Origin of the sequence: Erwinia persicina (assembly GCF_019844095.1) — a bacterium.
Classification (GTDB): domain Bacteria; phylum Pseudomonadota; class Gammaproteobacteria; order Enterobacterales; family Enterobacteriaceae; genus Erwinia; species Erwinia persicina.
Genome location: NZ_CP082141.1, coordinates 3,808,778 through 3,829,479, shown reverse-complemented (window position 1 = coordinate 3,829,479; position 20,702 = coordinate 3,808,778). Strand labels below are relative to the sequence as shown.

The window sequence follows — 20,702 nt, the reverse complement described above, 5'->3', positions numbered from 1 at the left end:
ATTTTTATGCTTCGCGAATAAACCGGGCAATGGTGCTGCCCATTTCATCGGTGCCGATTGACGTGCCGCTGCCCGCCAGGTCACCGGTGCGGTAACCTTCAGCCAGTGCACGATTAATGGCATGTTCAATAGCCTCTGCCGCCTCGGTTTCATTCAGGCTGTAGCGCAGCAGCAGGGCCAGCGACAGGATCTGAGCCACCGGATTGGCGATATTTTTCCCGGCGATATCCGGCGCAGAGCCGCCCGCCGGTTCAAACAGCCCAAAACCTTTTTCGTTCAGGCTGGCGGAGGGCAGCATTCCCATGGAGCCGGTGATCATGGCACATTCATCGGACAGAATATCCCCGAACAGATTCGAGCAGAGCATCACGTCGAACTGCGACGGGGCCTTGATTAGCTGCATGGTGGCGTTATCGATATACATATGGCTCAGCTCAACGTCCGGGTAATCCTGCGCCACTTCATTGACGATCTGGCGCCAGAGAATCGAGGACTGCAGCACGTTGGCTTTATCAATGGAGGTGACTTTACTGCGGCGCTTGCGTGCCGATTCAAAGGCGATACGGGCAATGCGTTCGATCTCGAAGCGGTGATAGACCTCGGTGTCGAAGGCGCGTTCGTGCATGCCGCTGCCTTCGCGGCCTTTCGGCTGACCGAAATAGATCCCGCCAGTCAGTTCGCGCACCACCAGAATATCAAAGCCCTGATCGGCAATATCGCGGCGCAGCGGGCAGAAATCTTCCAGCCCCTTATACAGGCTGGCTGGTCGCAGATTGCTGAACAGTTGAAAATGTTTACGCAGGGGCAGCAGAGCGCCGCGCTCCGGCTGTTCTGTCGGGGGCAGATGCTCCCATTTTGGGCCACCGACCGAACCGAACAGAATGGCGTCAGCCTGCTCACAGCCTTTTACCGTCGCATCAGGCAGCGGAACGCCGTGACGGTCGATGGCAATACCACCGACATCGTATTCGCTGGTGGAGATGCGCAGACTGAAACGCTGGCGAATGGCTTCCAGCACTTTACTGGCCTGGGCCATCACTTCCGGGCCGATGCCGTCACCGGGTAATACAGCAATATGGTAAGTACGGGACATTTATACGGCTTCCTTCTGATCTTTATTCTGAGACTTACGCTGCAATTCCTGCTCCACCTGACGTGCGCGCCAGATGGTATTCAGCGCGTTCACCATTGCGTTAGCGGAGGATTCGACAATATCGGTCGCCAGGCCAACGCCGTGGAATTTACGGCCGTTGTACTGCACCACAATATCCACCTGACCCAGCGCGTCTTTGCCGTGGCCTTTCGCGGTCAGTTGATAGTTAATCAGCTCGGCATCAAAGTCGGTGATACGGTTGATGGCCTGGTAAACGGCATCCACCGGACCGTTACCGGTGGCCGCTTCGGTTTTCTGTTGTTCGCCGCAGCCCAGCTGTACCGTGGCAGTGGCAATCACCGTTGAACCGGACTGCACGTTGAAGGTATCCAGTGTGAAGTATTCCGGCTCTTCAGACTGTTTATTGATAAACGCCAGGGCTTCCAGGTCATAGTCGAATACCTGACCTTTCTTATCGGCCAGCGCTTTGAATGCATCGTACAGCGTATCCATGTTGTACTCGGCGTCGGTGTAGCCCATCTCCTCCATGCGGTGCTTGACGGCTGCGCGCCCCGAACGGGAGGTCAGATTCAGCTGAACCTGTTTCAGGCCAATGGATTCTGGCGTCAGGATTTCGTAGTTTTCACGATTTTTCAGTACGCCATCCTGATGGATACCGGAAGAGTGAGCGAAGGCGTTGGAGCCGATAATCGCTTTGTGCGCCGGGATAGGCATATTGCAGATTTTGCTGACGGTCTGGCAGGTACGGTAGATCTCCTGATGATTAATCCTCGTCTGAACGTTCATCAGCTGACCGCGGGTTTTAATTGCCATGATCACCTCTTCCAGCGCGCAGTTACCCGCGCGCTCGCCCAGGCCGTTCATCGCCCCTTCAATCTGACGGGCACCGGCATTCACCGCTGCCAGCGCATTGCCGACCGCCATCCCCAAATCATCATGGGTATGTACGGACAGGATGGCTTTATCAATATTCGGTACGCGCTCACGCAGTGCGCTGAAAATATTGGCATATTCATAAGGCAGGGTGTAGCCGACGGTGTCAGGGATGTTAATGGTTGTGGCACCGGCATTAATTGCGGCTTCCACCACCCTGCACAGATCGTCAATCGGCGTGCGGCCGCCGTCTTCGCAGGAAAATTCGACGTCATCGGTGTAGTTACGTGCGCGCTTCACCATTTTAACCGCGCGCTCGATCACCTCTGGCAGGGTGCTGCGCAGTTTGGTGGCGATATGCATTGGGGACGTGGCGAGGAAGGTATGAATACGGTAGGCATCTGCCACGCGCAGCGCTTCATAGGCGGCGTCGATATCTTTTTCTACACAGCGTGCCAGGCCACATACCCGGCTGTTTTTGATCTGACGGGCGATGGTCTGTACCGATTCAAAATCCCCCGGGGACGAAACCGGAAAACCGACCTCCATCACGTCAACGCCCATACGCTCCAGCGCCAGGGCAATCTGCAGTTTTTCCTTCACACTCAGGCTGGCCTGTAATGCCTGTTCGCCATCGCGCAGTGTGGTATCGAAAATAATGACGTGGTCGCTCATGGGATAGTTCCTTATCGGGTTTACGTCGCCGGGTGCTGCGAGCATAAAAAAACCCGCGCATCGGCGCGGGTTTCTTAGGTTTTACAGGCCTGAATCAGTGATTGATTCCGCCCACAAGTCTACCGCGCAAAGGGGATGCGTTTAGTAGTAGACCGAGTAGGCGGTTGGAACGAATCATGGACTCAAACCTCATTAAATTCTGCAAGTGACTTTATTGATACCTGATTAAGACCGGAGCTGTCAACCTTCAATAACGCTCCCCGGAGTGTGGGCATTATTTGTGCCGCCGGGCTTTAAAGGCCGCAGGGTTTTAATAACAAAACGATCACAATGTATATTTCATCACCACAGTATATTCCGCTTTACGAAGCGCAGAATTACAGTGTAAACGTCGATGGCAGGGGGAGGGCGGCAGAGCCTTAATTATCCCTTTCCGCACGTGTCGTAGGGTTTGCCGTTTGCCTGCCAACTTTTCTACGGTTATGGTATTTGCCATAACCTCGAAAAACTGGGGCTTCGCCCTGTACCTGGATGTTGGAAATGACTTCCACTGTCTGAGCATAATAAAAACAGGTTTTGACCTTATCTGCCGCCCGCAGTCCTTTACTGTCCGCGTGATGGCCGATAAATCAGCACCTTAAAGCCTGGAGGCAAAAATGGAGATGTTGTCAGGAGCCGAGATGGTAGTCCGATCGTTAATCGATCAGGGCGTAAAACATGTATTCGGCTATCCCGGCGGAGCGGTCCTTGATATCTATGACGCTCTGCAAACGGTTGGCGGCGTGGATCATATCCTGGTTCGTCACGAACAGGGCGCGGTTCATATGGCAGATGGCTATGCCCGTGCAACCGGTGATGTCGGCGTCGTGCTGGTCACGTCCGGACCCGGTGCGACCAATGCGATTACCGGCATTGCTACCGCCTATATGGACTCTATTCCGATGGTGGTGCTGTCCGGCCAGGTGATGTCTTCCCTGATCGGTTATGACGCTTTCCAGGAGTGTGACATGGTGGGGATTTCCCGCCCGGTCGTGAAGCACAGCTTTATGGTGAAGCGGGTTGAAGATATCCCCACCATTATGAAAAAAGCCTTCTGGCTGGCCGCCAGCGGACGTCCCGGGCCGGTGGTCGTAGACCTGCCAAAAGATATGATGAGTCCGGCGAATAAACTGCCGTACGTCTGGCCAGATGAAGTCAGTATGCGCTCATACAATCCGACGACACAGGGCCATAAAGGGCAGATTAAACGCGCATTGCAAACGCTACTGGCTGGGAAAAAGCCGGTGATCTACGCCGGGGGCGGGGTGATTAACGCTGCCTGCCATGAGGAGCTGCGCCAGCTGGCTGAAACGCTGAATATTCCGGTCACCACCTCACTGATGGGCCTGGGCGCATTCCCGGGAACCCATCGTCAGTGCGTGGGCATGCTGGGGATGCACGGTACCTATGAAGCCAATATGACGATGCACCATTCTGACGTCATCTTTGCCGTTGGCGTACGCTTCGATGACCGCACCACCAACAACCTGGCAAAATATTGCCCGAACGCCACCATACTGCATATCGATATTGACCCGACGTCGATCTCTAAAACCGTTTCAGCCGATGTGCCGATCGTCGGCGATGCGAAGCAGGTATTGCAGCAGATGCTGGAACTGCTGGCGCAGAGCGATGTGAAGCAGGATTACGACAGCGTGCGCGACTGGTGGCAGAATATCGATCAGTGGCGTTCACGCCAGTGCCTCGAATTCGATCGCACCAGCGATAAGATCAAACCTCAGGCGGTGATTGAAACCATCTGTCGTCTGACCCATGGCGATGCCTATGTGACCTCTGACGTGGGTCAGCACCAGATGTTTGCTGCACTCTATTATCAGTTTGATAAGCCCCGCCGCTGGATCAACTCCGGTGGTCTGGGCACGATGGGCTTCGGTTTGCCGGCCGCGCTGGGCGTTAAACTGGCCTTACCGCAGGAAACCGTGGTGTGTGTCACGGGCGATGGCAGTATTCAGATGAATATTCAGGAGCTGTCCACTGCGTTGCAGTACGGCATTCCGGTGCTGGTGCTCAATCTGAACAACCGTTTCCTGGGCATGGTGAAGCAGTGGCAGGACATGATCTATTCCGGCCGTCACTCCCAGTCCTATATGGAGTCACTGCCTGATTTTGTGCGCCTGGCGGAAGCCTATGGTCATGTGGGTATTTCGATAAGCCGCCCGGATGAGCTGGAAGCGAAGCTGACGGAAGCACTGGCGCACCTGGCGAAAGAGCGCCTGGTCTTTGTCGACGTTAACGTTGACGGCACGGAGCACGTTTACCCGATGCATATTCGCGGTGGCGGTATGGACGAGATGTGGTTGAGCAAAACGGAGAGGACTTAATTATGCGTCGTGTATTATCGGTTCTGCTGGAAAACGAATCCGGCGCATTGTCCCGCGTGGTAGGCCTGTTCTCCCAGCGTGGCTATAACATTGAGAGCCTCACCGTGGCCCCGACGGACGATCCTACGCTGTCGCGGATGACCATTCAGACAGTGGGCGACGAGAAGGTGATTGAGCAGATCGAAAAGCAGCTGCACAAGCTGGTGGATGTTCTGCGCGTCAGCGAACTGGGCCAGGGCGCATTTGTTGAGCGCGAAATCATGCTGGTGAAGATTCAGGCCAGCGGCTACGGCCGTGAAGAGGTGAAGCGCTGCGCTGAGATCTTCCGCGGGCAGATTGTGGATGTCACACCGTCGCTTTATACGGTTCAGCTGGCCGGCACCAGCGATAAGCTGGATGCGTTCCTCAGTGCCGTGCGCGAAGTGGCGGAAATTGTTGAGGTCGCCCGATCCGGGATCGTCGGCGTTGCCCGCGGCGAACGCATCATGCGCTGATGCCACGGCGTGATAATAAAGATTGTCAGTTAACCCGGCGTAATGCCGGGTTTTTTTATTTTTGTCATAAAGCCCCCGCCGCCGATGAAAAGCGGTTGCTCGCGTAGGTATTCTGCGGTTAGATGTTACAAATACTAATCCATAGCGAAGTGTGGGGTTATTGTGAAACTGGATGAAATTGCGCGCCTCGCGGGTGTTTCGCGCACGACGGCCAGCTATGTCATTAACGGCAAGGCCAAGCAGTATCGTGTCAGCGATAAAACCGTCGAGAAAGTCATGGCGGTGGTGCGTGAGCATAATTACCATCCGAACGCGGTCGCGGCAGGGTTACGCGCCGGGCGTACGCGTTCGATAGGACTGGTTATTCCCGATCTGGAGAATACCAGCTACACAAGGATTGCAAACTATCTGGAACGCCAGGCACGCCAGCGCGGTTATCAACTGCTGATTGCCTGCTCGGAAGACCAGCCGGACAATGAAATGCGCTGCGTGGAGCATCTGCTGCAACGACAGGTTGATGCGATTATCGTCTCGACCTCATTGCCGCCGGAGCATCCTTTCTATCAGCGCTGGATCAACGATCCGTTACCGATAATTGCGCTGGATCGCGCACTGGATCGGGAACATTTCACCAGCGTGGTGGGGGCAGACCAGGATGATGCTGAGGCGCTGGCGGCCGAACTGCGTAAGCTTCCTGCCAAATCCGTGCTGTTCCTGGGCGCACTGCCGGAGCTGTCCGTGAGTTTCCTGCGTGAGCTGGGCTTCCGTGATGCCTGGAAAGGGGACGATCGTCCAATAGACTTTATTTATGCTAATAGTTTTGAACGTAGTGCCGCCGCCACGCTTTTTGAAAAGTACCTCGAAACCCATGACATGCCAGAAGCGCTGTTTACCACCTCATTCGGACTGCTGCAGGGGGTGATGGACGTAACGCTCCGCCGTGAGGGCCGGCTTCCGCAGGATCTGGCCATTGCCACTTTTGGCGATCATGAGCTGCTCGATTTCCTAGAGTGTCCGGTTCTGGCGGTGGGCCAGAGGCACCGCGACGTTGCAGAACGGGTGCTGGAACTGGTACTCGCCAGCCTTGACGAACCGCGCAAACCGAAACCGGGTCTGACGCGCATCCGCCGAAATCTATATCGGCGCGGGCGATTAAATCGTAAAACTAACTAAGTTACCAGGGCAGCGAAAGCTGCCTTTTTCATATCTTTTATACCTTAAGGGCATAATTTAAGCGTTACTCTGGTGTTACCTCAGGTAAATAAAAGTAAAAACCGCCGCGTAATGTCAGCATCTGATTATAAAAACTGAAGTTTATAAACACTCTGAAACGCCCAACCTTGCGCCAGACCGGGCCTCAAAAGGGTTGTGCTGGGAATGTTTTAAGAAATAACCTAAAATGCCGCCCACGTCGCAAAGCGGGTAGCTTATTTTGTGCGGAGATAAAGTGGTATTTTTTTGAGCGATTGAGAGGGGCGCAAGAATTTCCTGACGTTATTCATCAGTTTATTTCTAAGATTTATCTCCAGATAGTTTTTTTTAACTTCCCCGTGTTTTCTCCCCCGAAGAAATAATGCCAATCGGCTATGTATGCGGCTTGACAATGATTTCCTCTGCTCCGTACACTCTTTTGGTGGGAATTTGTGGAGTTAAGTGGTGATTTTGGGGATCTGGGGGGTGAGGCTGGCATGTTCCGTGGAGCAACGTTAGTCAATCTCGACAGCAAGGGCCGGCTTGCCGTGCCAACGCGCTACCGCGAAACGCTGATCGGGGAATCACAAGGGCAAATGGTTTGTACCATTGACCTCCACCAGACATGCCTGCTGCTTTACACCTTACCCGAATGGGAAATCATTGAACAAAAGCTGTCTCGTTTATCCAGCATGAACCCCGCAGAGCGCCGTGTACAACGCCTGCTGCTGGGGCACGCCAGTGAATGCCAGATGGATAATGCAGGTCGCTTACTGCTGGCGAACACGCTTCGTCAGCATGCGAACCTCACCAAAGAAGTGATGCTGGTTGGGCAGTTCAACAAGTTTGAGCTGTGGGATGAACAGACCTGGTATCAACAAGTCAAGGAAGATATTGACGCAGAGCACACCTCTCAGGAACCTCTATCTGACCGGTTGCAGGATTTGTCGTTATAGCTATGCAGGATAATTTTAAACACACCACAGTGCTGTTGGACGAGGCGGTAAACGGCCTCAATATTCACCCTGACGGCATCTATATTGATGGCACCTTTGGGCGCGGTGGACACTCACGCCTGATCCTTTCCCAACTGGGCGAGAAGGGCCGTTTGTACGCCATCGACCGCGATCCGCAGGCGATTGCCGCAGCCGCTGAGATTGACGATCCCCGCTTCACCATTATCCATGGCCCCTTTTCTGCGCTGGCAGAATACGTAGAAGAGCGTGGGCTGAGTGGCAAGATTGACGGGATCCTGCTGGATCTGGGCGTCTCTTCTCCGCAGCTGGATGACGCCGAGCGCGGCTTCTCCTTCATGCGCGACGGACCGCTGGATATGCGCATGGATCCCACGCGCGGTCAGTCGGCGGCAGAGTGGCTGCTGAAAGCGGAAGAGGCTGACATTGTTTTTGTGCTGAAGACCTTCGGTGAGGAGCGGTTTGCTAAACGTATCGCCCGCGCCATCGTGGAGCGCAACCGTGAACAGCCGATGACGCGGACGAAAGAACTGGCCGACGTTATTTATGTCGCCACGCCGGTGAAAGATAAATTTAAACACCCGGCGACACGCAGTTTCCAGGCCATCCGTATCTGGGTGAACAGTGAGCTGGACGAGATTGAAAAGGCGCTGAAGGGCTCACTGAGCGCGTTGTCAGCCGGCGGGCGTCTTTCGGTGATCAGTTTCCACTCGCTGGAAGACCGCATCGTAAAACGCTTTATGCGCGAACAGAGCCGTGGGCCGCAGATCCCCCATGGTATACCCATGACCGAAGCGCAACTTAACAGTCTGGGTGGTCGCCGCCTGAAAGCGCTGGGCAAAATGATGCCCGGTGAGAGTGAAGTGGCGGACAACCCGCGCGCCCGTAGCTCTGTGCTGCGTATTGCGGAGCGCACCGAAGCATGATCGGTAATGAGCGTCACAGCCTGCCAGGTGTGATCGGTGGCGATATACTGCGGCACGGCAAGATCCCATTGATCCTGCTGATTGCCTCGCTGGTTTCAGCGGTGCTGGTTGTGACCACCGCGCACAAAACACGTTTGCTCACTGCGCAGCGCGAGCAGTTGGTGCTGGAGCGTGACGCGCTGGATATTGAGTGGCGCAACCTGATTCTGGAAGAAAATGCACTGGGCGATCATAGCCGGGTGGAACGGATAGCAACGGAGAAACTACAGATGCAGCATGTTGATCCTTCGCAGGAAAATATTGTGGTACAGCGATAAGGACACACGGACTCAATGAGAGCCGCAAGTAAGACGCAGAAGTCGAAACGCCAGGAAGATCAGGCCAGCTTTGTTAGCTGGCGTTTTGCGTTGCTGTGCGGCTGTATCTTTCTGGCGCTGGTCGGGCTGCTGATGCGGGTGGCCTATCTGCAGGTGATCAACCCCGATCGGCTGGTGCGTGAGGGCGATATGCGTTCACTGCGCGTTCAGGCGATCCCCACTTCGCGTGGGATGATTAGCGATCGTGCAGGCCGTCCTCTGGCCGTCAGCGTGCCAGTGAATGCGATCTGGGCCGATCCCAAAGAGCTGCACGATAAAGGGGGGATCACCCTCGACAGCCGCTGGAAGGCCCTTTCCGACGCGCTCTCTATTCCCCTCGACCAGCTGGCAGCACGCGTAAATGCCAATCCGAAAGGCCGCTTCGTTTATTTGGCCCGGCAGGTGAATCCTGCCATTGGCGATTACATCAAAAAACTTAAACTGCCGGGTATTTTTCTGCGGGAAGAATCACGTCGCTACTATCCTGCCGGGCAGGTCACATCACATCTGATTGGTTTCACCAATATCGACGGCCAGGGTATCGAAGGTGTAGAAAAAAGCTTCGATAAATGGCTGACCGGCCAGCCGGGCGAACGGACGGTGCGTAAAGACCGCTTTGGACGGGTGATTGAGGATATCTCCTCGGTAGACAGCCAGGCGGCACACAACCTGGCGTTGAGCATCGACGAGCGTCTGCAGGCGCAGGTCTACCGCGAGCTGAATAATGCCGTTGCTTTCAACAAGGCGGAATCGGGCACGGCGGTGCTGGTGGATGTGAACACCGGTGAGGTGCTGGCGATGGCGAACAGCCCGGCCTATAACCCGAATAACCTGGCGGGTACCACGAAAGACGTAATGCGTAACCGCGCAATCACCGATATTTTTGAACCAGGATCTACCGTCAAACCGATGGTGGTGATGGCTGCCCTGCAGCGTGGCGTGGTGCGCGAAGGCAGCGTACTGAACACCGTGCCTTACCGGATTAACGGCCATGAAATTAAAGATGTGGCCCGCTACAGCGAATTGACCCTGACCGGGGTGCTTCAGAAGTCGTCAAACGTCGGTGTTTCCAGACTGGCGTTAGCGATGCCGTCCAGCGCGTTAGTAGATACTTACTCTCGTTTTGGGTTAGGCAAAGCGACCAATTTGGGGTTGGTCGGAGAAAGCAGTGGCTTATATCCTCAAAAACAACGGTGGTCTGACATAGAGAGGGCCACCTTCTCTTTCGGCTACGGGCTAATGGTAACGCCGTTACAGCTAGCGCGAGTCTACGCAACGATGGGCAGCTACGGCATTTACCGTCCGCTGTCGATTACCAAAGTTGACCCGCCAGTGGCGGGTCAGCGCATTTTCCCTGAGGCGCAGGTGCGCACCGTTCTGCACATGATGGAAAGCGTAGCGCTCCCGGGCGGCGGTGGCGTGAAAGCCGCGATCAAGGGATACCGCATTGCTATTAAAACGGGTACGGCCAAGAAAGTCGGACCGGATGGTAAATACGTCAATAAATACATTGCTTACACGGCGGGCGTCGCACCGGCAAGCAACCCTCGTTTTGCACTGGTGGTGGTCATTAACGATCCTCAGGCAGGCAAATATTATGGTGGTGCGGTTTCCGCGCCGGTATTTGGCGCCATCATGGGCGGCGTACTGCGCACCATGAACGTTGAACCGGATGCGTTACCGACTCCCGTCAGTGACAAGAACGAGATGGTAACTAACAAGAATGAGGGACCGAGTGACCGATCGTAATCTGCGCGACCTGTTGGCACCGTGGGTGCCTGGCGCACCGGAGCTTCCGCTGCGTGACATGACCCTGGACAGCCGCCTTGCGGCGTCGGGCGACCTGTTTGTGGCCATTAAAGGCCATGCGGCCGACGGGCGCCGTTTTATTCCCCAGGCGATTGCTCAGGGCGTGGCGGCAGTGATTGCCGAAGCGGAAGGTGAGGCGGAAGACGGGCAGATTGTGCAGATGCACGGTGTACCGGTGATTTACCTTGCCCAGCTTTCTCAGCGCTTATCTGCGCTGGCCGGACGTTTTTATCAGCAGCCGGGCGAAAAACTTAAGCTGATTGGCGTGACCGGAACCAACGGAAAAACCACCATCACCCAACTGCTGGCGCAGTGGGCCCAGTTGCTGGGTGAAACCGGTGCAGTCATGGGCACGGTCGGTAACGGCGTGTACGGCCATCTGGCTCCCGCAGAAAATACCACCGGTTCTGCGGTCGATGTACAGCACCTGCTGGCCTCGCTGGTCAGCAAGGGCGCGACGCTGACAGCCATGGAAGTCTCCTCTCACGGTCTGGTACAGCACCGTGTGGCAGCCCTGCCATTTGCCGCGGCTGCCTTTACCAACCTCAGCCGCGATCACCTTGATTACCACGGTGATATGGCGCGTTATGAAGCCGCGAAATGGCTGCTGTTCTCAGAGCATCAGGTGGGTCAGGCCATTATTAATGCTGATGACGAAGTGGGACGCCGCTGGCTGGAAAATCTGCCAGACGCCGTGGCCGTCAGCATGGAAAACAACATTAACCCCGCCTGCCACGGGCGCTGGCTGAAAGCCACTGAAGTGCAGTATCACGATGGGGGGGCTTCGGTTCGCTTTGACTCCAGCTGGGGGCCAGGTGAGATCGACAGTCGTCTGATGGGGGCCTTCAACGTCAGTAACCTGCTGGTCGCGCTGGCAACCCTGCTTTCTCTGGACTATCCGCTGGCTGCCGTAACGGCTACGGCCAGCCAGCTGCTGCCGGTCACCGGACGCATGGAGGTCTTTACTGCCCCGGGTAAGCCCACCGTGGTGGTCGATTATGCACATACGCCGGATGCGCTGGAAAAAGCGCTGGCGGCCGCACGCCTGCACTGTAAAGGTCAGCTGTGGTGTGTGTTTGGCTGCGGCGGAGACCGTGACAAAGGTAAACGCCCGCTGATGGGGGCGATTGCTGAACAGTTTGCTGACGTTGTGGTGATCACCGACGACAACCCGCGAAGTGAAGATCCGGCCGCGATTGTGGCCGATATCCTCAGCGGATTTCTTGATGCAGGCCGTGCCCGCGTAGTGATGGGACGTGCGCAAGCGGTCACTAACGCCGTTATGCAGGCACAGGAAGGCGACATCGTGCTGGTAGCAGGCAAAGGCCATGAAGATTACCAGATCATCGGCAATCAGCGCTTCGACTACTCCGACCGGGTCACCGTCGCACGTCTGTTGGGGGTGCTGGCATGATCACATTCACCCTTAGCCAGCTGGCAGACATCACCGGCGGTACGCTGTACGGCGGTGATCGAGCGATAGACGCTGTGACCACCGACACCCGCAAAGTCACCGCCGGCTGCCTGTTTATTGCCCTGAAAGGTGAGCGTTTCGATGCGCATGACTTTGTGGCTGATGCGCTGACGGCCGGCTCGCTTGCGCTGTTAGTAAGTAAGCACTTACCCGTGGCCGTGCCGCAGGTGGTGGTGGCCGACACCCGTATTGCACTGGGACAACTGGCAGGCTGGGTGCGTCAGCAGTCTGGCGCACGCGTGGTCGCCCTGACTGGTTCTTCGGGCAAGACCTCAGTCAAAGAGATGACCGCCGCTATCCTGCGTCAATGTGGCGAGACCTTGTATACCGCCGGTAACCTCAATAACGATATCGGTGTGCCTTTAACGCTGTTGCGCCTGACGAAAGAGCACCGGTATGCGGTGATCGAACTCGGGGCTAATCATCAGGGCGAAATCGCTTACACCACCGAACTGACCCGACCAGAAACGGCGCTGGTGAATAACCTCGCGGCGGCCCATCTGGAAGGCTTTGGCTCGCTGGCTGGCGTGGCGAAAGCCAAAGGGGAAATTTTTAACGGTCTGCCGCTGCACGGTACCGCCATTATTAACAGCGACAGCAATGACTGGCCGCACTGGCAGCCTGTGCTGCACGGGAAAACCGTCTGGCGCTTTTCACCAGAGCAGCAGTCAGACAGTGATTTTTACGCCTCAGACGTCACATTCTCCCCCCAGGGGACGCATTTTATGCTGCATTCACCACAGGGGAATGTGGCCATCACGCTGCCGCTACCGGGGCGGCATAACATCGCTAATGCCCTTGCCGCCAGCGCGCTGGCACTGTCCGTCGGTGCACCATTAAGTGCGATACAGGAAGGCTTGAGCCAGCTTAAAGCCGTACCGGGGCGTCTGTTCCCGGTCGCGCTCGGCGCAGAGAAGTTACTGCTGGACGACAGTTACAACGCCAACGTCGGCTCGATGACGGCGGCCGCGCAGGTGCTGGCCGAAATGCCGGGTTACCGCGTGATGATCGTCGGTGATATGGGCGAGTTAGGCGATGAAGCTGTCGAGTGCCACCGTCAGGTGGGCGCGGCTATCCACGCCGCTGGCGTTGACAAGGTATTAAGCGTGGGCTCACTCAGCCAGAGCATCTCTGATGCCAGCGGCGTCGGTGAGCATTTCCACGACAAGGCGGCACTCAGCGCCCGCGCGCTGGCATTGCTGTCAGAACATCCACAGATTACCGTTTTGGTTAAAGGTTCGCGCAGTGCCGCGATGGAGCAGGTAGTGCACACCTTACAGGAGAAAGGCGCATGTTAGTCTGGCTGGCCGAACATCTGGTCGCATTTTATTCCGGCTTTAACGTCTTTTCGTATCTGACGTTTCGCGCCATTGTCAGCCTGCTGACCGCGCTGTTTATCTCCCTGTGGATGGGGCCGCGTATGATCGCCCGCCTGCAGGAAATGTCCTTTGGCCAGGTCGTGCGTAACGACGGCCCGGAATCGCATTTCAGCAAGCGCGGCACGCCGACGATGGGGGGGATTATGATCCTCACCTCCATCACTATTTCGGTGCTGCTGTGGGCCTATCCTTCTAATCCTTATGTCTGGTGCGTGCTGTTCGTGCTGCTGGGCTATGGTGCCGTCGGCTTTGTGGATGATTACCGCAAAGTGGTGCGTAAAGATACCAAAGGACTGATTGCCCGCTGGAAATACTTCTGGCAGTCCGTGATTGCCCTGGCGGCAGCCTTTGCAATGTACATGATTGGCAAAGACACGCCGGCAACCGAGCTGGTGGTACCGTTCTTTAAAGATGTGATGCCGCAGCTGGGTCTGCTTTATCTGCTGCTGGCGTACTTTGTGATTGTGGGCACCAGTAATGCCGTTAACCTGACCGATGGCCTGGACGGGCTGGCGATTATGCCGACCGTGTTTGTTGCTGCAGGCTTTGCCCTGGTCGCCTGGGCGACAGGTAACGTTAAGTTTGCTGAGTATCTGCATATCCCCTATCTGCGCCATGCCGGTGAGCTGGTGATTGTCTGTACGGCTATCGTCGGGGCCGGTCTGGGATTCCTGTGGTTTAACACCTACCCGGCGCAGGTCTTTATGGGCGATGTCGGCTCACTGGCGCTGGGTGGCGCACTGGGTACCATTGCCGTGCTGCTGCGTCAGGAGTTTCTGCTGGTGATCATGGGTGGGGTATTCGTGGTCGAAACCCTGTCGGTGATCCTGCAGGTAGGTTCGTTCAAATTGCGGGGCCAGCGTATTTTCCGCATGGCGCCCATCCACCACCACTATGAGCTTAAAGGCTGGCCAGAACCGCGCGTCATTGTGCGCTTCTGGATTATTTCACTGATGCTGGTGCTGATTGGCCTGGCAACACTGAAGGTGCGTTAACTATGGCTGACTATCAGGGTAAAAAAGTGGTCATTATCGGGTTGGGGCTGACCGGCCTCTCTTGTGTTGATTTCTTTGTCACCCGTGGCGTGACGCCGCGCGTGATGGATACCCGTGTCGTGCCGCCGGGGCTGGAGAAGCTGCCGGAAAATGTTGAGCGCTGGCTGGGATCGTTAAATGACGACTGGCTGCAGAACGCCGACCTGATTGTTGCCAGCCCCGGCATGGCGCTGGCACATCCTTCGCTGATGGCAGCGGCAGATGCGGGCGTGGAGATCGTGGGCGATATCGAACTGTTCTGCCGTGAAGCCCAGGCACCCATCGTCGCCATCACCGGTTCCAATGGTAAAAGCACCGTTACCACGCTGGTGGGCGAAATGGCTAAGGCCGCCGGCTGGCAGGTGGGCGTGGGAGGCAATATTGGCCTGCCGGCGTTGATGTTGCTGGATAATCCCGCGCAGCTTTACGTACTCGAACTCTCCAGCTTTCAGCTGGAAACCACGCACAGCCTGCAGGCCGCAGCGGCAACCATCCTGAATGTCACCGAAGATCATATGGATCGCTATCCGCTGGGGATGCAGCAGTACCGGGCAGCCAAGTTGCGCGTGTATGAAAACGCGGTGGTCTGCGTGGTGAACGCCGATGATGCGATGACCATGCCGGTGCGCGGTGCCGATAAACGCTGCGTCAGCTTTGGGGCCGATGTGGGTGACTATCACCTTAACCACCAGCAGGGCAGTACCTGGCTGCGGGTCAAGGGTGAGAAAGTCCTGAACACCGCTGAGATGAATCTCGTTGGCCAGCACAACTATACCAATGCGCTGGCGGCGCTGGCACTGGCCGATGCCGTTGGCCTGCCGCGTGCAAGCAGCCTGAAAGCGCTGACAACATTTGGCGGTTTGCCGCATCGTTTCCAGCTGGTTCACGAGCATAACGGCGTGCGCTGGATTAATGATTCGAAAGCCACCAACGTTGGCAGCACGGAAGCCGCGCTTAATGGCTTACAGGTAAAGGGTACGCTCTGGCTGTTGCTGGGCGGGGACGGTAAGTCGGCTGATTTCAGCTCCCTGGCTCGCTATCTGCAGGGCGAGCGTATCCGTACCTACTGTTTTGGCCGCGACCGCGAGGCGCTGGCAGCATTACGTCCGGAGATTGCTGTTCAGACCGAAACCATGGCAGAAGCCGTGCAGCAGATAGCTGCCCAGGTTCAGCCTGGTGACCTGGTGCTGCTGTCGCCTGCCTGCGCCAGCCTCGATCAGTTCAAAAACTTTGAGCAGCGTGGCGATCTGTTTGCTCAACTGGCGCGGGAGGCTGACTGATGCGTTTCCCTGGTCTGAGCCTTGCCGGCGGCCTGTCCGAGCGGCTGAAATCCTGGGTGATGGGGTCGCGAGAGAGTGATACGAGCTCGATCGTCCTCTATGACCGCACTCTGCTGTGGCTGACCTTCGGTCTGGCCATTCTCGGGTTTGTGATGGTGACCTCGGCCTCGATGCCGGTGGGGCAGCGTCTGAATGATGACCCGTTCTATTTTGCCAAGCGTGATGCGTTTTACATCCTGCTGGCGGTGGGGATGGCGCTGGTGACCCTGCGTGTGCCTATGGATTTCTGGCAGCGCTACAGCAACATCATGCTGATGGGAACGATAGTGATGCTGCTTATCGTGCTGGTGGTGGGCAGCTCGGTTAACGGGGCATCACGCTGGATCGCCCTCGGGCCGCTGCGTATTCAGCCAGCAGAGTTATCCAAGCTGTCGCTGTTTTGCTATCTCGCCAGCTATCTGGTGCGCAAGGTCGAGGAAGTGCGTAATAACTTCTGGGGCTTCTGTAAGCCGATGGGGGTGATGGTGGTTCTGGCGGTATTACTGCTAGCCCAGCCCGATCTGGGTACGGTGGTGGTGCTGTTTGTCACCACGCTGGCCATGCTGTTTCTTGCCGGGGCCAAGCTGTGGCAGTTTCTGGCGATTATCGGCTCCGGTATTTTTGCCGTCTGTTTGCTGATTGTCGCTGAACCTTATCGTATGCGACGTGTCACTTCTTTCTGGAATCCGTGGGAAGATCCGTTCGGCAGCGGTTACCAGTTAACCCAATCGTTAATGGCCTTTGGCCGAGGCGAGTTCTGGGGGCAGGGATTGGGAAATTCCGTGCAAAAACTGGAATATTTACCGGAAGCACACACCGATTTTATCTTCTCGATTATCGGTGAAGAACTGGGTTATATCGGTGTGGTTTTAGCGCTGTTAATGGTATTCTTCGTCGCTTTTCGCGCGATGTCCATCGGACGTCGTGCATTAGAGCTCGATCAGCGCTTTTCGGGCTTTCTCGCCTGCTCAATCGGTGTCTGGTTTAGCTTTCAGGCGCTGGTGAACGTCGGCGCCGCAGCGGGCATGTTACCGACCAAAGGTCTGACACTGCCGCTGATCAGTTACGGGGGGTCGAGCCTGATTATCATGTCGACCGCCATCGTATTTTTGTTACGTATAGATTATGAAACGCGTCTGGCGAAAGCGCAGGCGTTTAGCAGAGGGTAGTTGATGTCGATGACGGGTAAGCGACTGATGGTGATGGCCGGCGGAACGGGGGGACATGTCTTCCCAGGCCTGGCGGTCGCACACCATCTGATGGCGCAGGGCTGGCAGGTTCGTTGGCTGGGGACCGCTGACCGGATGGAAGCGGATTTAGTCCCGAAACACGGCATCGACATTGATTTTATCCAGATCAGCGGGCTGCGTGGCAAAGGGATGAAAGCGCTGGTGGCCTCACCGCTGCGTATTTTCAATGCCTGGCGCCAGGCACGGGCCATTATGAAAGCCTGGAAGCCGGACGTCGTACTGGGAATGGGCGGCTATGTTTCCGGCCCGGGCGGCCTGGCCGCCTGGAGTTGCGGGATCCCGGTGGTGCTGCATGAACAGAACGGTATTGCTGGCTTAACGAACAAATGGCTGGCGAAGATCGCCACTAAAGTGATGCAGGCGTTTCCTGGTGCATTTCCCAACGCCGACGTCGTGGGTAACCCGGTACGTACCGATGTACTGGCCCTGCCGTTACCGGCAGTGCGGTTAGCGGGAAGAGACGGCCCCACGCGGGTTCTGGTGATTGGTGGCAGCCAGGGGGCTCGCGTGCTGAACCAGACGATGCCGCAGGTGGCAGAGTTACTGGGCGAGGGCGTCAGCCTGTGGCACCAGGTGGGTAAGGGCGCGCTGGAAGCGGTTAATCAGCACTATGCCCGTGTGAACCAGACGCAGCATCGGGTGTCGGAATTTATCGATGACATGGCCAGCGCCTATGCCTGGGCAGATGTCGTGGTTTGCCGCTCCGGTGCGCTGACGGTCAGTGAGGTGGCGGCAGCAGGACTCCCCGCGATCTTCGTGCCATTCCAGCACAAAGACCGCCAGCAGTACTGGAATGCCCTGCCACTGGAACAGGCCGGGGCGGCCAAAATTTTTGAGCAGCCGCAGTTCACCGCGGAAGGTGTCGCTGCGATGCTGACCCGCTGGGACCGTACAACGCTATTGCAGATGGCAGAAAAAGCCCGCGCGGTGGCGATCCCAGATGCAACAGAGCGTGTCGCGGCCGAAGTCAGTAAAGCGGCAAAATGATTTTCCAGGGATCAGGTGAGCCTGATCCAGAACTGTCGGGTTCAGGGATGCCTGAACCACAGCAACACAGGTAAGAGATGAATACACAGCAACTGGCAAAACTGCGTTCTATCGTGCCCGAGATGCGTCGCGTCCGGCACATTCACTTTGTTGGCATCGGTGGTGCCGGCATGGGCGGTATTGCCGAAGTGTTAGCGAATGAAGGGTATGAAATCAGCGGTTCTGATCTGGCACCGAACGCGGTGACACAGCATCTCGCGCAGCTGGGGGCGACCATTTACTTTAACCATCGCCCGGAAAACGTGAGTAATGCCAGTGTGGTGGTGGTTTCCACCGCGGTCTCCCAGGATAACCCGGAAGTGGTTGCTGCGCGTGAAGCACGTATTCCGGTGATCCGCCGCGCAGAGATGCTGGCTGAACTGATGCGTTTCCGTCACGGCATTGCCGTTGCCGGTACACACGGTAAAACGACGACCACGGCGATGGTATCGAGCATTTATGCTGAAGGCGGTCTGGATCCGACGTTTGTGAATGGCGGTCTGGTCAAGGCGGCGGGGACCCATGCACGCCTGGGCAGCAGTCGCTACCTGATTGCAGAAGCCGATGAGAGCGATGCGTCGTTCCTGCATCTGCAACCCATGGTTGCCATTGTGACGAATATCGAAGCCGATCATATGGATACCTACCAGGGCGACTTCGAAAATCTGAAGCAGACATTTATCAATTTCCTGCACAATTTGCCGTTTTACGGTCGCGCTGTGCTTTGTGTGGATGATGCGGTGATCCGCGATCTTATCCCGCGCGTAGGTCGTCAGATCACCACGTACGGGTTCAGTGAAGATGCCGATGTGCGCGTAGAGAACTATGAGCAGCGTGGCGCACAGGGTCACTTTACTTTGGTGCGTCATGATAAACCGCTAATGCACGTCACGCTCAATGCACCCGGCCGTCATAATGCGCTGAATGCAGCGGCAGCGGTGGCGGTGGCGACCGAAGAGAATATTGATGATGAAGATATTCTCAGTGCGCTTTTGAGTTTCCAGGGCACCGGGCGTCGTTTCGACTTCCTGGGTGAGTACCCGCTGGCTGAGGTGAATGGTCAGGGTGGTACTGCGATGCTGGTGGATGATTACGGCCACCATCCGACGGAAGTTGACGTCACCATTAAAGCTGCCCGGGCAGGCTGGCCGGAAAAAAATCTGGTGATGATTTTCCAGCCGCATCGCTACACCCGCACCCGCGATCTGTACGACGATTTCGCTAACGTGCTGTCACAGGTCGATGTGTTGCTGATGCTGGACGTGTATGCCGCCGGTGAGTCACCGATCCCGGGCGCAGACAGCCGCTCTCTGTGCCGGACCATTCGTGGCCGGGGCAAGGTTGACCCTATCCTGGTCTCTGACCATGATGCGGTTCTGGAAATGCTGTTGCCAAAACTTTCTGGCAACGACCTGATTCTGGTGCAGGGGGCGGGCAACGTCGGCCGTATAGCCCGTACTCTGGCGGACCAAAAGTTACAACTGCAGACGAATAAAGAGGAACATCATGGCTGAGAAAGTAGCGGTATTGCTGGGTGGAACCTCCGCAGAACGTGACGTATCACTGTTGTCGGGTGCTGCGGTACTGAAAGGCCTGCAGGAAGCGGGCATTGATGCACATCCGGTCGACACGCGTGATTTCCCGGTGATGCGTTTGAAAGAAGAGGGCTTTGCGAAAGCCTTTATCGCCCTTCACGGCCGTGGCGGTGAAGATGGCACGCTGCAGGGCGTTCTGGACTATCTGGCGATCCCTTACACCGGCAGCGGCGTGATGGCTTCGGCGATCACCATGGACAAACTGCGCAGCAAATATCTGTGGCAGGGCTGTGGCTTACCGGTGTCACCTTTTGTGGCGCTGACGCGCCAGCAGATGGATGACGGTCTGACGCCTGACGTGCTGGCCAGTATTGATGCGCTGGGCCTGCCGCTGTTCGTTAAGCCGAGTCGTGAAGGCTCCAGCGTGGGCATCTCACGGGTGAATGAGGCTTATCAGTTCCCGGCGGCGCTGGACGAAGCGTTTCGCCACGACGATGAAGTGCTGGTGGAAGCGTTTCTTAGCGGGCCAGAGTATACCGTTGGCGTGATTGGCGACGATATTCTGCCGTCTATTCGCATTCAGACCGCCAGTGAGTTTTATGACTATGAAGCCAAATATATTTCTGATGATACCCAGTACTTCTGTCCATCAGGATTGAGTGCCGGACAGGAAGCAGAATTAAGCGAACTGGTGATCGCCGCATGGCGTGCGCTGGGTTGCAGCGGCTGGGGTCGTGTGGATGTGATGATGGGAGAGGACGGGCGCTTTTATCTGCTGGAGGTCAATACGTCTCCGGGGATGACCAGCCACAGTCTGGTGCCAATGGCGGCCAGGCAGGCAGGGATGAACTTCTCTCAGCTGGTGGCACGCATTCTGGAACTGGCCGACTGA

Annotated in this window: 18 protein-coding genes; 15 read left to right on the top strand and 3 right to left on the bottom strand. The window is 56.6% G+C overall.

What is annotated here, in order from left to right:
- Window positions 1-4: 4 nt before the first annotated feature.
- From leuB to leuL, 3 genes are all read right to left on the bottom strand, one after another.
- Window positions 5-1,093: a 3-isopropylmalate dehydrogenase gene (leuB, locus tag K6L24_RS17765; protein ID WP_062747504.1), complete on the bottom strand. Its 1,089-nt coding sequence runs from the start codon at window positions 1,091-1,093 to the stop codon at window positions 5-7.
- A complete protein-coding gene (gene leuA / locus K6L24_RS17760; protein ID WP_118664639.1) occupies window positions 1,094-2,662 on the bottom strand; it encodes a 2-isopropylmalate synthase in 1,569 nt (522 codons plus the stop codon).
- A gap of 94 nt (window positions 2,663-2,756) precedes the next feature.
- Complete coding sequence (gene leuL, locus K6L24_RS22500; RefSeq protein WP_118665871.1) at window positions 2,757-2,840, bottom strand: leu operon leader peptide; 84 nt, start codon at window positions 2,838-2,840, stop codon at window positions 2,757-2,759.
- 478 nt (window positions 2,841-3,318) lie between these two features.
- Here leuL and ilvI point away from each other — a divergent pair, with 478 nt between their 5' ends.
- The 15 genes from ilvI (at window position 3,319) to K6L24_RS17680 (ending at window position 20,702) form a co-directional block, all read left to right on the top strand.
- The gene (gene ilvI, locus K6L24_RS17750; protein WP_118664637.1) at window positions 3,319-5,043 is read left to right on the top strand and encodes an acetolactate synthase 3 large subunit; all 1,725 of its coding nucleotides are present in this window, start codon (window positions 3,319-3,321) and stop codon (window positions 5,041-5,043) included.
- Between the two features lie 2 nt (window positions 5,044-5,045).
- Window positions 5,046-5,537 carry an acetolactate synthase small subunit gene (ilvN, locus tag K6L24_RS17745; protein ID WP_062747511.1) on the top strand — a complete coding sequence of 164 codons (492 nt, stop codon included), beginning with the start codon at window positions 5,046-5,048 and terminating at the stop codon, window positions 5,535-5,537.
- Between the two features lie 162 nt (window positions 5,538-5,699).
- Window positions 5,700-6,710, top strand: a complete 1,011-nt coding sequence (cra, locus tag K6L24_RS17740; RefSeq protein WP_062747513.1) for a catabolite repressor/activator — start codon at window positions 5,700-5,702, stop codon at window positions 6,708-6,710.
- A gap of 515 nt (window positions 6,711-7,225) precedes the next feature.
- Entirely contained in the window at window positions 7,226-7,684 is a 459-nt protein-coding gene (mraZ, locus tag K6L24_RS17735) for a division/cell wall cluster transcriptional repressor MraZ (protein WP_062747515.1), read from the top strand.
- Window positions 7,685-7,686: 2 nt separating this feature from the next.
- On the top strand, window positions 7,687-8,628 hold the full coding sequence (rsmH, locus tag K6L24_RS17730) for a 16S rRNA (cytosine(1402)-N(4))-methyltransferase RsmH (RefSeq protein WP_062747517.1): 942 nt from the start codon (window positions 7,687-7,689) through the stop codon (window positions 8,626-8,628).
- Window positions 8,625-8,945, top strand: coding sequence for a cell division protein FtsL (gene ftsL, locus K6L24_RS17725; RefSeq protein WP_062747519.1), 321 nt, complete (start codon window positions 8,625-8,627; stop codon window positions 8,943-8,945). Before rsmH ends, ftsL begins: the two co-directional genes overlap by 4 nt.
- Before the next feature lie 15 nt (window positions 8,946-8,960).
- The gene (locus tag K6L24_RS17720) at window positions 8,961-10,733 is read left to right on the top strand and encodes a peptidoglycan glycosyltransferase FtsI (protein ID WP_118664636.1); all 1,773 of its coding nucleotides are present in this window, start codon (window positions 8,961-8,963) and stop codon (window positions 10,731-10,733) included.
- Window positions 10,720-12,207 (top strand): UDP-N-acetylmuramoyl-L-alanyl-D-glutamate--2,6-diaminopimelate ligase, encoded by a 1,488-nt coding sequence (gene murE / locus K6L24_RS17715; RefSeq protein ID WP_137269056.1) that lies wholly within the window; start codon window positions 10,720-10,722, stop codon window positions 12,205-12,207. Before K6L24_RS17720 ends, murE begins: the two co-directional genes overlap by 14 nt.
- Window positions 12,204-13,565, top strand: coding sequence for a UDP-N-acetylmuramoyl-tripeptide--D-alanyl-D-alanine ligase (murF, locus tag K6L24_RS17710; RefSeq protein WP_187509297.1), 1,362 nt, complete (start codon window positions 12,204-12,206; stop codon window positions 13,563-13,565). Before murE ends, murF begins: the two co-directional genes overlap by 4 nt.
- Entirely contained in the window at window positions 13,559-14,641 is a 1,083-nt protein-coding gene (mraY, locus tag K6L24_RS17705) for a phospho-N-acetylmuramoyl-pentapeptide-transferase (RefSeq protein WP_062747297.1), read from the top strand. The genes murF and mraY overlap by 7 nt, the downstream gene beginning before the upstream one ends.
- Before the next feature lie 2 nt (window positions 14,642-14,643).
- Window positions 14,644-15,960, top strand: a complete 1,317-nt coding sequence (murD, locus tag K6L24_RS17700; RefSeq protein ID WP_062747295.1) for a UDP-N-acetylmuramoyl-L-alanine--D-glutamate ligase — start codon at window positions 14,644-14,646, stop codon at window positions 15,958-15,960.
- A complete protein-coding gene (gene ftsW / locus K6L24_RS17695; protein ID WP_062747293.1) occupies window positions 15,960-17,168 on the top strand; it encodes a cell division protein FtsW in 1,209 nt (402 codons plus the stop codon). Before murD ends, ftsW begins: the two co-directional genes overlap by 1 nt.
- A gap of 3 nt (window positions 17,169-17,171) precedes the next feature.
- The gene (murG, locus tag K6L24_RS17690; RefSeq protein WP_222681689.1) at window positions 17,172-18,236 is read left to right on the top strand and encodes an undecaprenyldiphospho-muramoylpentapeptide beta-N-acetylglucosaminyltransferase; all 1,065 of its coding nucleotides are present in this window, start codon (window positions 17,172-17,174) and stop codon (window positions 18,234-18,236) included.
- A gap of 77 nt (window positions 18,237-18,313) precedes the next feature.
- Window positions 18,314-19,789 (top strand): UDP-N-acetylmuramate--L-alanine ligase, encoded by a 1,476-nt coding sequence (murC, locus tag K6L24_RS17685; RefSeq protein ID WP_118664632.1) that lies wholly within the window; start codon window positions 18,314-18,316, stop codon window positions 19,787-19,789.
- Window positions 19,782-20,702: a D-alanine--D-alanine ligase gene (locus K6L24_RS17680; protein WP_062747289.1), complete on the top strand. Its 921-nt coding sequence runs from the start codon at window positions 19,782-19,784 to the stop codon at window positions 20,700-20,702. The genes murC and K6L24_RS17680 overlap by 8 nt, the downstream gene beginning before the upstream one ends.

Bases quoted from the DNA above. Each gene is read 5' to 3' on its own strand.
- leuB (WP_062747504.1), bottom strand. From the start codon at position 1,093: ATGTCCCGTACTTACCATATTGCTGTATTACCCGGTGACGGCATCGGC.
- leuA (WP_118664639.1), bottom strand. From the start codon at position 2,662: ATGAGCGACCACGTCATTATTTTCGATACCACACTGCGCGATGGCGAA.
- leuL (WP_118665871.1), bottom strand. From the start codon at position 2,840: ATGATTCGTTCCAACCGCCTACTCGGTCTACTACTAAACGCATCCCCT.
- ilvI (WP_118664637.1), top strand. From the start codon at position 3,319: ATGGAGATGTTGTCAGGAGCCGAGATGGTAGTCCGATCGTTAATCGAT.
- ilvN (WP_062747511.1), top strand. From the start codon at position 5,046: ATGCGTCGTGTATTATCGGTTCTGCTGGAAAACGAATCCGGCGCATTG.
- mraZ (WP_062747515.1), top strand. From the start codon at position 7,226: ATGTTCCGTGGAGCAACGTTAGTCAATCTCGACAGCAAGGGCCGGCTT.
- rsmH (WP_062747517.1), top strand. From the start codon at position 7,687: ATGCAGGATAATTTTAAACACACCACAGTGCTGTTGGACGAGGCGGTA.
- ftsL (WP_062747519.1), top strand. From the start codon at position 8,625: ATGATCGGTAATGAGCGTCACAGCCTGCCAGGTGTGATCGGTGGCGAT.
- K6L24_RS17720 (WP_118664636.1), top strand. From the start codon at position 8,961: ATGAGAGCCGCAAGTAAGACGCAGAAGTCGAAACGCCAGGAAGATCAG.
- murF (WP_187509297.1), top strand. From the start codon at position 12,204: ATGATCACATTCACCCTTAGCCAGCTGGCAGACATCACCGGCGGTACG.
- mraY (WP_062747297.1), top strand. From the start codon at position 13,559: ATGTTAGTCTGGCTGGCCGAACATCTGGTCGCATTTTATTCCGGCTTT.
- murD (WP_062747295.1), top strand. From the start codon at position 14,644: ATGGCTGACTATCAGGGTAAAAAAGTGGTCATTATCGGGTTGGGGCTG.
- ftsW (WP_062747293.1), top strand. From the start codon at position 15,960: ATGCGTTTCCCTGGTCTGAGCCTTGCCGGCGGCCTGTCCGAGCGGCTG.
- murG (WP_222681689.1), top strand. From the start codon at position 17,172: ATGTCGATGACGGGTAAGCGACTGATGGTGATGGCCGGCGGAACGGGG.
- murC (WP_118664632.1), top strand. From the start codon at position 18,314: ATGAATACACAGCAACTGGCAAAACTGCGTTCTATCGTGCCCGAGATG.
- K6L24_RS17680 (WP_062747289.1), top strand. From the start codon at position 19,782: ATGGCTGAGAAAGTAGCGGTATTGCTGGGTGGAACCTCCGCAGAACGT.